Genomic DNA, 12,675 nt, shown 5'->3' on the forward strand with positions numbered 1-12,675 from the left:
CGGGTGCCGGCCGCCGCCCGGTCCCACGGCGGTCGTTTTGCGCCACGCCGGGCCACGCCGGGCCGCGCCGGACCGGGACTCGGTGGCCACGGCGCACGACGACCGCCGTGCGGGGCCACGGTGCCGCGGCCGCCATGGGCGCGCGACCGCCGTCAGGTCGGTGAGCCCGAGGAGAAACGGCGCAGCAGCGGCGACAGCACCAGCACGGACTTGGTCCGCTCCACGAACGGCTCCCCCGCGATCCGCTCCAGTACCCGCTCGAAGTGACGCATGTCGGAGGCGAAGACCTGGACCACCGCGTCCGCCTCCCCGGTGACGGTGGACGCGGCCACGACCTCCTGGTAGCGCTCCAGGCCGCGCTGGATCGTCTCGGGCGAGGTGTTGCGCCGGCAGTAGATCTCGACGAACCCCTCGGTCGCCCAGCCGAGCGCGGCCGGGTCCACCCGTACGGTGAAACCGGTGATGGCGCCGGTGGCCCGCAGCCGGTCCACGCGCCGCTTCACCGCCGGCGCGGACAGGCCGACCAGCTGCCCGATGTCCGCGTAGGAGCGGCGGGCGTCCTCGGCGAGGGCGTGCACGATGCGTTCGTCGAGATCGTTCAGCACTGCGGGTGGATCTTTTCTCCGGTGGGACGGGTCGGGAACGGCGGTGGCCGCATACGAAGTAGAACACGAGCCCGACCGCCGTCCCGACTCCACAGTCCACCCAGGTGACGGCGGCGAGGGAGGCCGTACGCGGGGCCGCCCGCCGTGGGCGTCCGGATACGCGGACGGCCCCCGTCCTCCCGGTGCCGGGAGGGCGGGGGCCGCACGGAGACGGGGTCAGCTCCAGCTGGCGTGCAGCGGCTTGCCCTCGGCGTAGCCCGCGGCGCTCTGGATGCCGACGACGGCCTTCTCGGCGAACTCCTCCAGGGAGCCCGCGCCGGCGTAGGTGCAGGAGGAGCGGACGCCCGCGATGACCGAGTCGATCAGGTCCTCGACGCCCGGACGGGTCGGGTCGAGGAACATGCGGGAGGTGGAGATGCCCTCCTCGAACAGCGCCTTGCGGGCGCGGTCGTACGCCGACTCGTCCGAGGTGCGGTTGCGCACGGCGCGCGCGGACGCCATGCCGAACGACTCCTTGTAGAGGCGGCCGCTCGCGTCCTGCTGGAGGTCGCCCGGGGACTCGTAGGTGCCCGCGAACCAGGAGCCGATCATCACGTTGGACGCGCCTGCCGCGAGGGCCATCGCCACGTCGCGCGGGTGGCGGACACCGCCGTCGGCCCACACGTGCTTGCCGTACTTCTTCGCCTCGGCGGCGCACTCCAGCACGGCGGAGAACTGCGGCCGGCCGACGCCGGTCATCATCCGGGTGGTGCACATGGCGCCGGGTCCGACACCGACCTTGATGATGTCCGCGCCCGCCTCGATCAGGTCCCGCACGCCCTCGGCGGCGACGATGTTGCCGGCGGCGATCGGCACGTGCGGGTCGAGCCCGCGGACGGTCCGGATCGCGCTGATCATCGACTCCTGGTGGCCGTGCGCGGTGTCGATGACGAGGGTGTCGACACCCGCGTCCAGCAGCTGCTTGGCCTTGCCCGCGACATCGCCGTTGATGCCGACGGCGGCGGCGATGCGCAGCCGGCCGTGCTCGTCGGTGGCGGGCGTGTAGAGCGTGGCGCGCAGGGCGCCCTTGCGGGTGAGGATGCCGGCGAGCTTGCCGTCCGCGTCCACGGCCGGGGCGTAGCGCCGGTTGGCCGCGTCGAGGCGGTTGAAGGCCTCGCGCGGGTCGATGTCCGCGTCGAGCAGCAGCAGGTCGCGGGACATGACCTCGCCGAGCTGGGTGAAGCGGTCCACGCCGGTGAGGTCCGCGTCGGTGACGACGCCCACCGGACGGCCGTCCTCGTCCACGACGACACCCGCGTTGTGCGCCCGCTTGGGCAGCAGGGCGAGCGCGTCGGCGACGGTCTGGTGCGCCTCCAGCACGATCGGGGTGTCGAGCACCAGGTGGCGGCCCTTGACCCAGGAGACGACGTCGGTGACGACGTCGATCGGGATGTCCTGCGGGATGACCACGAGTCCGCCGCGCCGGGCCACCGTCTCGGCCATGCGACGGCCGGCGATAGCGGTCATGTTGGCGACGACCAGCGGGATCGTGGTGCCCGAGCCGTCCGGGGAGCTGAGGTCCACACCCTGCCGCGAGCCCACGGCGCTGCGGCTCGGCACCATGAAGACGTCGTCGTACGTCAGGTCGTACGGGGGCTGGATGTCGTTGAGGAAACGCACGTGCTGCACATCCCAGTCGATCAGAGGCGGCCCCCGGACAGGTCAGCCAGGGGGAATGAGCACGTACTTCATTGTCCCACGTCCTGCGCCCGATCGTCCCCCGGCAGAACATCCAGGCTGGTCAGAGGCACCCTAGGAGGAACCTCCAAGGGCGAGCAGCACGGAGAGCGCCGGCTGCGCGTCCACCGCCTGGGCGAAGACGTCCTGGGCGGTCCCCCACTCCCCCGGACGGGCCTCGGCGTACGCCCGCCAGCCGCGGACGACGACCACGAGCCCACGGCCCTCGGTCTCCTCGGGCCAGACGGAGAGGTCGGACAGGCTGTCCGCGAGGGCGTCCCAGTTGCGCCCGAACCATTCGGGGAGGTCGAGCGCGCGGGCGCAGCGGTCCATCAGCCCGGCCTTGTCCGTGACGCCGTCGAGGTCCAGCGGGACGACGTGTCCGCCGAACGGGTCGTGCGTCGGGTCGTCGGTCATCTCGGCACCGCCCGCCAGGAGTTGGAGTGATCGCCGGTGTAGTAGAACGCGCCGCGCCGCCCGGTGGCAATGCGCCGGGCGTCGCGATCCCGCGAGCCCGGCGTCCTGACGGTGCATTCGTGGCGGTGGCCCCGTCCGTGCCCCCGCACGCAGCCGGGGGACGTGCCGTGGCAGCATGCCTCGCTGCTGTCACGGCCGCCCCCCATGGTCCGGCTCCCGGTCCCGTCAGGGCCCGTCGGGGTCCGCGCGGTTGAGCGCGGAGCGCGGTGTCGGTCCCGCCGTCATCAGGTAGTCCGCCGCGGACGTGTCCGTCACCAGGCTGGTGACGAGTCCGGAGCGCAGCACCGCGTCGATGGCGGCCGCCTTGCGCTGCCCGCCCGCGATCGCGACGACCTCGGGGATCCGGCGGAGCTGGTCCGCCTTCACGGTGATGCACCGCTCGCCCAGGTCGCGGCCGACCCGACGGCCCTCGGAGTCGAAGAGGTGCGCGGACATCTCGGCGGCGACGCCGAGCGAGGCGTAGTGCGCCCGCTCCTCGTCGCTGAGCATGTCGTGCACGGTCGAGATGCCCGGCTCCCAGGAGCCGATGGAGACGCAGGCGACCGTGACCTTGTCGAAGTACTCGAAGGCACGGGCGATCCCCGTCTGGTTGCGCAGCGCGGCCGCGGTGGCCGCGTCCGGCAGCAGCATCGGCGCGTAGATCGGGTGGGCGTCGCCGCCCGACACCTGCGCGGCGCGGCGCACCGCCTCCACCGAGCCGCGCTCGGCGGTCCCGGCGTCGTACACGCCCGTCAACTGCACCACGGTGCACGGCGGCAGCCGGTCGAGCGCCGCCGCCATGTGGATCGTGGACCGGCCCCAGGCCAGGCCGAGCACATCCCCCTCGTTGACGAGCTCGCCGAGCAGGTCGGCCGCGACCTCGCCCAGGTTCTCGGGGTCGGGCGTCTCCTCGGCCTCCGCCGGGGACTCGACGACTACGGCGTGCCTGAGGCCGTACCGGGCACGGAGCGCGTCGGAGCGCTCGGCGTCCAGTTCGGCCGGCACACGGATCTCGATACGTACGAGATCCCGTTCGAGGGCCGTCTCCAGGACCCGGGCCACCTTGAAGCGGCTCACGCCGAACTCCTCGGCGATCTGGATCTTGGACTTCCCCTCGAGATAGAAGCGGCGGGCCATGGCCGCCGCCTGCACCAGCTCAGCGGGTCCCATCCGCATGGCTGACCGGCCCGCCGACATACCCGACACGGCGATCTCCTCACTGCTGTTCACACTCTGGATTCACCGTTCATCCTTGCAGATCCGGTGCACTTGATCAGCCTTGCCGGCCGCCGTTCACGTTCCCGTCGTTCAGTGGCTGCACGCCCAGGAGGCCTTGGCCGTGGCCTCGTCCGCCCGGGTGCGCAGTGCACGTACCGCCTCGGCCGGGTCGGACGCCCCGTACACCGCCGAACCGGCGACGAAGACGTCGGCGCCCGCCTCCGCGCACCGCTCGATCGTCTCGGCCGACACCCCTCCGTCGACCTGCAGCCAGAGCTCCAGCCCGTGCTTGGTGATCAGCTCCCGGGTGCGGCGGATCTTCGGCAGCATGATGTCGAGGAAGGCCTGACCGCCGAAGCCCGGCTCCACCGTCATGATCAACAGCATGTCGAGCTCGGGCAGCAGGTCCTCGTACGGCTCGATCGGCGTCGCGGGCTTGAGCGCCATCGAGGCGCGGGCGCCCTTGGCGCGGATCTCCCGGGCGAGCCGTACCGGCGCGGCGGCCGCCTCGACATGGAAGGTGACGGAGGAGGCGCCCGCCTCGACGTACTGCGGTGCCCACCGGTCGGGGGCCTCGATCATCAGATGGCAGTCCAGCGGGGTGTCCGTCGCACGCGCCAACGACTCCACGACCGGCACACCGAGCGTGAGGTTCGGGACGAAGTGGTTGTCCATGACGTCGACGTGGAGCCAGTCGGCTCCGTCCACCGCCCGGGCCTCGTCCGCGAGGCGGGCGAAGTCGGCGGAGAGGATGCTGGGGCTGATCTGTGCGGCCATGCCCCAAGACTGCCACGTCCTCGCCCGGTTGTTCGCCCCGGTACGGTCGACGCCTCCCCCACGGCCCGCTCCGACACCGGCACGACGCGGCCTCCGACCGCGATGTGGCGTCGCTTCCCGCCGCGGTGGGGCGCCGCCTCCGACCTCCGTGCGGTGCCGCTTCCGACCCCGGTGGGGTGCCGCTTCCGACCCCGGTGTGACGCTGCCTCCGACCGCGGTGCGGTGCCGCTTCCGGCAGGCACCGGACCGGCCGCGGACGGTCGGCGGACGGCCCCGCGACCGGCCTGCGGCCTGCGGCCTGCTCAAGAACGGCCCACGACCTGCCCGAGGTCCGCACAAGAACGGCCCGCGGACGTCGCTCGACCAGTGGGGGGCGAGCTTGCACACGTCGCTCGACGGGGCGCGGACGGGCCGCGGGAGTCGCTCGACCGTCGCGGACCCCCACGCCCGGCGTGCCCGGCGCGCGCAGCGGGCGGGTACGCCGGGCGGGCGGGCCGGGCAGACGGGCCGGAAGGCGCGCCGGGCCCGGCCGGCGGGTCGGGCCCGGTCGGCGGGTCGGGCCCGGTCGGCGGGTCGGGCCCGGCTGGGGTGCCCGGCAGGGCGGGCGCGTCCGGCGGGCCGGTCAGCCCGTGCGGCGGATGAGTGCCAGGTACATCGCGTCGGTGCCGTGCAGGTGCGGCCACAGCTGTACGTCGGGACCGTCGCCCAGCGCCGGTACGCCCGGCAGGAAGGGCCGGGCGTCGATCAGGTCGGCGTCCGGGAACTGCTTGAGCACGTCGGCGACGACGGCCCGGGTCTCGGCGAGGTGCGGCGAGCAGGTGGCGTAGCCGACCACACCGCCGACCCGCACCGACTCCAGGGCCGTACGCAGCAGCCCGCGCTGGAGCGGAGCGAACCCGTCGAGGTCGTCCGGACGGCGCCGCCAGCGCGCCTCGGGCCGCCGGCGCAGGGCGCCGAGGCCGGTGCACGGCACGTCCATCAGTACCCGGTCGAAGACGCCCGGCCGCCACGGCGGGCGGGTCCCGTCGGCCGTGATGACCTGGTAGGGACCGGGATTACCGGCCAGGGCCTTGGCCACAAGGCCGGCCCGGTGCGGCTGCTTCTCGGAGGCGAGCAGCGTCGCGCCGCGCTCCGCGGCGAGGGCGGCCAGCAGCGCGGCCTTGCCGCCCGGCCCGGCGCACCCGTCGAGCCACCGCTCGTCCGTCCCCTCGACCGGCACGTTGGCGAGCGCGAGCGCGACGAGCTGGCTGCCCTCGTCCTGCACTCCGGCCCGGCCGTCCTTCACGGCCTGGATGGCGCCGGGCTCGCCGCCCTCGGTGAGCCGTACGGCGTACGGCGACCAGCGCCCCGGTACGGCGGCCTCCTCCGCCAGCAGCTCCTCCGTGCCGGCCCGGCCGGGACGGGCCACCAGCGTCACCTCGGGCCGCTCGTTGTCGGCCTCCAGCAGGTCCTCGATGCCCGCCCGGCCGCCGCCCAGCGAGTCCCACAGCGCGGAGACGACCCAGCGCGGGTGCGCGTGCACCACGGCGAGGTGCTCCTCGGGATCGTCGTCGTAGGGCGGCGCGATCTGCTCCAGCCAGGTGTCGAGGTCGTGCTGCGCGATCTTCCGGAGCACGGCGTTGACGAACTTGGCCCGCCCGTCGCCGAGCACGACCCGGGCGAGCTCCACGGAGGCGGAGACGGCGGCGTGACTCGGGATCCGGGTCCCGAGCAGCTGGTGCGCGCCGAGGCTCAGCACGTCGAGGACCGGCGGGTCCACCTCGCGCAGCGGCCGGTCGACGCAGGCCGCGATGACCGCGTCGTACGTCCCCTGCCGCCGCAGCGTCCCGTACACCAGCTCGGTGGCCAGGGCGGCGTCCCGTCCGTCGAAGTCGCCCTTCTCCCGCGCCTTGCGCAGCAGCGGCGGCAGTACGAGGTTCGCGTACGCGTCCCGCTCGTCCACGGCTCGCAGCGCCTCGAAGGCGAGCATGCGGACGGGATCCTTCTGGGGTCGTCGGTAGGGCTTGCCCGGCTTGCGGGGCCGACGGGAGGTATCGCTCACGAAAAAGGTGCTCCGGATGTTAGATGGTGATACGCCCCCAGCGTACGTCCCGGGGGTCCCGGCCCCCCTGCCCGGACCCCCGCCGGGACTCCTCCGCCCTGCGGCCGCACGCACCCCGCGCCCCGCTCGGGGCGGCCGTGACGGCGCCCCGGGCGAAGCCGACCCGGTCCGAGCGGAAGGCCCTACCTCCCGAGGCTCTCCCCGTGGGCGATCCGCGCGCCCCGCGCCCAGTCCGCCGCCCGCATCGGCTTCTTGCCCTGGGCCTGCACCCACAGCAGCTCGACCGCGTACGAGCCGGTGCCGACGTAGACGTTGTTCTTGGCGACGTCCAGGACGCCCGGGGCGAGGTCGGTCCGCCCCGGCACAGGGGTGACGTGGACGAGCTTCAGCCGCTCGCCGCGGAAGACGGTCCAGGCGCCGGGCGCGGGCGTGCAGCCGCGGACGACCCGGTCGACCCGCAGCGCCGGGGTGGCCCAGTCCACCTGGGCGTCCTCCACGGTGATCTTCGGTGCGACGGTGATGCCCTCGCCCGGCTGCGGCACGGCCCGCAGGCTGCCGTCCTCGACCCCGTCCATGGTCGCGGCGAGCAGCCCGGCGCCCGCGAAGGCGAGCCGGGTCAGCAGGTCGCCGCTGGTGTCGGTGGGCCGGATCTCCTCGGTGACGGTGCCGTAGACCGGCCCGGAGTCGAGCCCCTCCTCGATGAGGAAGGTGGAGGCGCCCGTGATCTCGTCCCCGGCCATGATGGAGTGCTGCACGGGCGCGGCCCCGCGCCAGGCGGGCAGCAGCGAGAAGTGCAGGTTGACCCAGCCGTGGGCCGGGATCTCCAGGGCCGACTTGGGCAGCAGGGCGCCGTAGGCGACGACGGGGCAGCAGTCGGGGGCGATCTCCCGCAGCCGCTCCTGGAATTCCGGGTCGCGCGGCTTCGCGGGCTTCAGCACCTCGATCCCGGCCTCCTCCGCGCGCTGGGCCACGGGGGACGCGACCAGCCTGCGACCGCGCCCGGCCGGTGCGTCCGGGCGCGTGACGACGGCGGCCACCTCGTGCCGCCCGGAGGCGAGCAGGGCGTCCAGGGCGGGAACGGCGACCTCGGGGGTACCGGCGAAGACGAGCTTCATGGGTGGGATCGGGCCTCTCGGGCGGGATGGGCAACGGCAGCGCACAAGTCTATGACCATGGGGACGGCCCCCGCCGATCCATGACCACGGAGGCGGCACCCGCCCGCCGACGCCGCGTCCTGTGCGGTCAGGGGCCGCAAGGTGACGGACGGCCCCTGGCCGACGGCGACACCGTGCGCGTCCGCACCGCGCACGGACGGACGCCCCGCGCGCGGACGCCCCGCGCACGTCCGCACCGGGGGCGTACGCGGATGTCCATACGCCCCCACACCGTGACCAGCGGCGCTCACACGCGTTGGTCAAGAAAGAGTTGACACAGCGGGCCGCCCAGCGGCCCAGTTCCTTTCAACGCCGGTTCGAGAGGCTTGTTCATGGCCGACCACGCAACCAACGACGCCCAGGCCCGGGCCAGCCTGCACTTGCTGGTGCGGGACATCGAGCGGGTCCGCCGCCAGGTGGACGCGCTCCGCACGCTCACGGCGCAGTTGGGCAACGTCTACCGTCCGCGCCGCTCCGGCCCCTCCACGGGCTTCGTGGTGTACGGACGCGCCCCCGCCCCGACGGTCCGGCTGGCCCAGGAACTGCGGGACAGCGTCGAGACCCTGGTGACGGCCGCGGTCGACTTCGACCGCTCGCTCGGTTTCTCGTGGGACGCGGTGGGCTCCGCTCTCGGGGTCACCAAGCAGGCGGTGCACCGCCGTTACGGCGCCCGTCGCGCCGCGGCCCAGGCGGCAGCCGAGTCGGAGCAGATCGCGGAGACGTCGGACAACCGCACGGTCAACGTCGGCACCGCCATCCCCGCGGCCCGCTCGATGCCCACCCAGCCGACGGCGGGCAGCCCCACCCTGCGCGACGAGGTCAGACCGGCCGTCTTCCCCGCCCCCCGCAACGGCTGACACACCTTCGTCCCCGCCCGCTCCGCCTTCCCTGCCCTCCCGGCCGGCCCCGGGAGGGCAGCCGCATCTCACCGCCCCACGCGCCCGGGAGCGGCCGATGCCAGTCCCGGCCGGCGGCCGATGCCCGCCTCAGCCGATGCCCGCCTCAGCCGATGTCCGGCGGGTCGATCCGCACCCGCACCGGCTCGCTCGCCGCCCCGGCCGCGCCGCCGCCCGCGCCCCGGGCCATCCGGGCGGCCTGCGCCGCCTTCAGGGCGGCCGCCATCGCGCCACCGCTCCCCGGCGGCACCCGGACCAGCGCGCGCTCCCAGTGCTCCCCCGGCGGCGGCGCCCCCGGCCGCCGCGGGCGGCCCGGTGCCGTGCCGGGGACGGGCACGGGCCCGAGCACCTCGGCGTCCGGGGGCAGTCGCACCGAGTCGAGGAACGCGGCGACCGCTTCCGCCCGGCCCGACACGGCCGCCATCCGCGAGACCGGCGGGAAGCCCAGTTCGGCCCGCTCGGCGAGCTCCCGCACCGCGTGACCGACGGGATCCCACCGCACCAGCGCCTGCACCGGGCGCAGGGTCGGCTCGGCGACGACCACCACGGTCCCGCCGGCGCTCTGCGGCCGTACGAGCGCGGCCGCCGCGATCCACCGACGCAGGGCGTCCTCCCCGGCCCGCAGATCGGGCCGGCCGAGCATGGCCCAGCCGTCCAGCAGCAGGGCGGCCGCGTAACCGCCCTCGGCGACGGGCTCGGCGCCCGGTGTGCTCACCACCAGCGCGGGCGTCCCCGGCACGGTGTCGAGCACGTGCTCGCGGCCCGAGGTGCGCACCGGTACCGCCGGAAACGCCCGCCCCAGTTCCTCCGCGGTGCGCCGGGCGCCCACGACCTGGGCGCGCAGCCGGAACGAGCCGCACTCCGGACAGTGCCAGCCGGATTCCTCACGGCCGCACCAGCCGCACCACAGCGCACCGCCGTCCCGTGCCTCCAGCGGCCCGGCGCAGTGCCGGCAGCGGGCGGGGGCGCGGCACTGCGCGCAGGCCATCCGCGGCACATAGCCGCGCCGGGGCACCTGGACGAGCACCGGTCCGTGCCGCAGGCCTTCCCTGGCCGTCTGCCAGGCGAGGCTCGGCAGCCGGGCGGCCCGCGCCGCCTCGTCCCGGGCCAGATCCAGGTCCCCGACGGTCCGTACGAGAGGCACGGCACGCCGTACCTGCTCGCGCCCGGCGACCAGTGGCCGGGCCCAGCCGCTCTCGACGAGCTGCGCCGCCTCCACGGTGCAGTCCCGGCTGCCCAGCAGGAAGGCGCACCGGTCCTGGGCGGCGCGCAGCAGGAGCACCTCGCGGGCGTGCGGCTGGGGCGCGTGCGGCTCGCTGTGGCTGTCGTCGCCGTCGTCCCAGAGGGCGACAAGGCCGAGGTCGCGTACCGGTGCGAACATCGCGGCCCGGGTGCCGACCACGGCCCGCACCGATCCCCGGCGCACCGCGAGCCACTGCCGGTAGCGCTTCTCGGGTCCGGCGTCGGCGGTCAGCAGCGCGTGCCGTCCCTCGCCCAGCAGCGCCGTCAGCGCGGCGTCGACCCGGGAGGCGGCGCGCCCGTCGGGCACGACGACGAGCGCCCCGCGTCCGGAGGCGAGGGTCGCCGCGACGGCGCGCGCCAGTTCCTCGCTCCACCCGGGCCCCGGCAGGGCGTTCCACACGGCGCGCGGCGCGCCCCCCGAGGCCAGCGACCGCAGGAACCCGGCCCCCTGCTCGTACCGCGCCCAGGAACCCGTCCCGGGCGCTTTCGGGGGAGGCAGGGGCTCGGGCGAGGGGCGTTGCTCGGCCCGCGCGCTGCGCGGCGGCACGGCGAGCTGGAGCACATCGGCGAGGCTCCCGGCGTACCGGTCGGCGACGGCCCGCGCCAGCGTCAGCAGTTCCCCGTCGAGTACGGGTTCGGGCGACACGACCTGGGCGAGCGCGGCCAGCGGTCCGGAGTAGTCGGACTCGGCCCGGCGCTCCACCAGGAACCCGTCGATGAGGCCCCCGCCCTCGCGGCGGCCGTCGCGCACCCGGTGCCGCCCGGCGCCGAAGCGCACCCGCACCCGCACGCCGGGCTGCGCGTCCGCGTCGAGCTCCTCGGGCACGGCGTAGTCGAAGTAGCGGTCGAGGTGCAGCACGCCCTTGTCGACGAGCACCCGGGCGACGGGCAGCTCCTTCGCCAGGGCGGCCCCCCGCCAGGTCCGGGGCTTGGCCCGCGGCACCTTGGCCTCGCGCACGCTCGCCCGGATGAGCGCGAGCTGTTCGGGCGGCGCGCCTTCCGCGCCGCCCTCCCCCGTCCGGTTCTCGCTGCTCACGCCTGCATTCTTACCAAACGCGACCGACAACCGGCGTCGTGGTGATCACCGAGACCTCCCGAGATCCGCACGGCAGCGGCGACACGTGCCTGACTTCACCGCACGCCCTGGGGGCGCACTCCATCGAAGGAGCCGCGGCCTTCGCACCGGGAGAGTCCTCACCGTACGGGCCCGGCGCCCCCGCGGCCATTGGTTTTCGCCCCGCACGGCCGGGCGGGAGGCACCGGACGGGCTCGCTCGGCACACGGCAAGCAGGACGGGCCCGGACCTCCCCGAGGGAGGTCCGGGCCCGTGCCGGGAACCGGAGGCGGGACCTACAGCCCCGCGGCCTTCTTCAGCGCGTCCACGCGGTCCGTGCGCTCCCAGGTGAAGTCGGGCAGCTCACGGCCGAAGTGGCCGTAGGCGGCCGTCTGGGCGTAGATCGGGCGCAGCAGGTCGAGGTCGCGGATGATGGCGGCCGGACGCAGGTCGAAGACCTCGTCGATCGCCTTCTCGATCTTCTCCGGCTCGACCTTGTGGGTGCCGAAGGTCTCGACGAAGAGACCGACGGGCTCGGCCTTGCCGATCGCGTAGGCGACCTGGACCTCGCAGCGGGAGGCGAGACCCGCGGCGACGACGTTCTTGGCGACCCAGCGCATCGCGTAGGCGGCCGAGCGGTCGACCTTGGACGGGTCCTTGCCGGAGAAGGCGCCGCCGCCGTGGCGGGCGAAGCCGCCGTAGGTGTCGATGATGATCTTGCGGCCGGTGAGGCCCGCGTCACCCATCGGACCGCCGATCTCGAACCGGCCGGTGGGGTTGACCAGCAGGCGGTAGCCCTCGGTCTCCAGCTTGATGCCGTCGTCGAGGAGGGCCTTGAGCTCCGGCTCCACGACGAACTCGCGGATGTCCGGGGTCAGCAGCGAGTCCAGGTCGATGTCACTGGCGTGCTGGGAGGAGACGACGACCGTGTCCAGGCGGACCGCCTTGTCGCCGTCGTACTCGATGGTGACCTGGGTCTTGCCGTCGGGGCGCAGGTAGGGGATGGCGCCGTTCTTGCGGACCTCGGACAGCCGCTTCGACAGGCGGTGCGCCAGGAAGATCGGCAGCGGCATCAGGGTCGGCGTCTCGTCGCTGGCGTAGCCGAACATCAGGCCCTGGTCGCCGGCGCCCTGCTTGTCGAGCTCGTCGTCGTCGCCCTCGACCCGGGACTCGTAGGCCGTGTCGACGCCCTGCGCGATGTCCGGGGACTGCGAACCGATCGACACCGAGACGCCGCAGGAGGCGCCGTCGAAGCCCTTCTTCGAGGAGTCGTAGCCGATCTCGAGGATCTTCTCGCGCACGAGCTGCGGGATCGGCGCGTAGGCCTTGGTGGTGACCTCTCCGGCCACGTGCACCAGACCGGTGGTGATCAGGGTCTCGACCGCGACCCGGGAGGTCGGGTCCTCGCGCAGAAGCGCGTCGAGAATGGTGTCGCTGATCTGGTCAGCGATCTTGTCGGGGTGACCCTCGGTCACAGACTCCGAAGTGAACAGGCGACGGGACACAACGCTCCCTG

11 protein-coding genes are annotated in these 12,675 nt (G+C 74.4%); 1 reads left to right on the forward strand and 10 read right to left on the reverse strand.

The features are described 5' to 3' along the window. Positions 1 to 152: 152 nt before the first annotated feature. The 8 genes from ACZ60B_RS16515 to fmt all read right to left on the reverse strand — a co-directional run bounded on the left by ACZ60B_RS16515 (position 153) and on the right by fmt (position 7,928). Positions 153 to 605 (reverse strand): Lrp/AsnC family transcriptional regulator, encoded by a 453-nt coding sequence (locus ACZ60B_RS16515; protein ID WP_469387464.1) that lies wholly within the window; start codon positions 603 to 605, stop codon positions 153 to 155. 216 nt (positions 606 to 821) lie between these two features. Beyond that, positions 822 to 2,264 carry a GuaB1 family IMP dehydrogenase-related protein gene (locus tag ACZ60B_RS16520; RefSeq protein WP_469387639.1) on the reverse strand — a complete coding sequence of 481 codons (1,443 nt, stop codon included), beginning with the start codon at positions 2,262 to 2,264 and terminating at the stop codon, positions 822 to 824. Positions 2,265 to 2,396: 132 nt separating this feature from the next. Then, positions 2,397 to 2,738, reverse strand: coding sequence for a barstar family protein (locus ACZ60B_RS16525; protein ID WP_469387466.1), 342 nt, complete (start codon positions 2,736 to 2,738; stop codon positions 2,397 to 2,399). Next, complete coding sequence (locus ACZ60B_RS16530; RefSeq protein ID WP_469387469.1) at positions 2,735 to 2,944, reverse strand: ribonuclease domain-containing protein; 210 nt, start codon at positions 2,942 to 2,944, stop codon at positions 2,735 to 2,737. The genes ACZ60B_RS16525 and ACZ60B_RS16530 overlap by 4 nt, the downstream gene beginning before the upstream one ends. A gap of 19 nt (positions 2,945 to 2,963) precedes the next feature. After that, positions 2,964 to 4,007, reverse strand: coding sequence for a sugar-binding transcriptional regulator (locus tag ACZ60B_RS16535; RefSeq protein ID WP_469387471.1), 1,044 nt, complete (start codon positions 4,005 to 4,007; stop codon positions 2,964 to 2,966). 78 nt (positions 4,008 to 4,085) lie between these two features. After that, positions 4,086 to 4,772: a ribulose-phosphate 3-epimerase gene (gene rpe, locus ACZ60B_RS16540; protein ID WP_469387473.1), complete on the reverse strand. Its 687-nt coding sequence runs from the start codon at positions 4,770 to 4,772 to the stop codon at positions 4,086 to 4,088. Positions 4,773 to 5,394: 622 nt separating this feature from the next. Further along, the gene (locus tag ACZ60B_RS16545; protein ID WP_469387475.1) at positions 5,395 to 6,813 is read right to left on the reverse strand and encodes an RsmB/NOP family class I SAM-dependent RNA methyltransferase; all 1,419 of its coding nucleotides are present in this window, start codon (positions 6,811 to 6,813) and stop codon (positions 5,395 to 5,397) included. A gap of 182 nt (positions 6,814 to 6,995) precedes the next feature. Further along, entirely contained in the window at positions 6,996 to 7,928 is a 933-nt protein-coding gene (gene fmt, locus ACZ60B_RS16550; protein ID WP_469387476.1) for a methionyl-tRNA formyltransferase, read from the reverse strand. A 371-nt stretch (positions 7,929 to 8,299) separates the two neighbouring features. Between fmt and ACZ60B_RS16555 the strand changes: the two genes are divergently transcribed. Further along, complete coding sequence (locus ACZ60B_RS16555; protein WP_469387477.1) at positions 8,300 to 8,824, forward strand: hypothetical protein; 525 nt, start codon at positions 8,300 to 8,302, stop codon at positions 8,822 to 8,824. Between the two features lie 145 nt (positions 8,825 to 8,969). On the opposite strand, the gene ACZ60B_RS16560 is transcribed toward ACZ60B_RS16555, so the two are convergent. Together ACZ60B_RS16560 and metK are read right to left on the reverse strand one after the other, a co-directional pair. Next, positions 8,970 to 11,141 (reverse strand): primosomal protein N', encoded by a 2,172-nt coding sequence (locus tag ACZ60B_RS16560; RefSeq protein WP_469387479.1) that lies wholly within the window; start codon positions 11,139 to 11,141, stop codon positions 8,970 to 8,972. A gap of 314 nt (positions 11,142 to 11,455) precedes the next feature. Beyond that, complete coding sequence (gene metK, locus ACZ60B_RS16565) at positions 11,456 to 12,664, reverse strand: methionine adenosyltransferase (RefSeq protein ID WP_162469547.1); 1,209 nt, start codon at positions 12,662 to 12,664, stop codon at positions 11,456 to 11,458. Between the last annotated feature and the right edge of the window lie 11 nt (positions 12,665 to 12,675).

This window comes from Streptomyces sp. NPDC104096 (genome assembly GCF_055584385.1).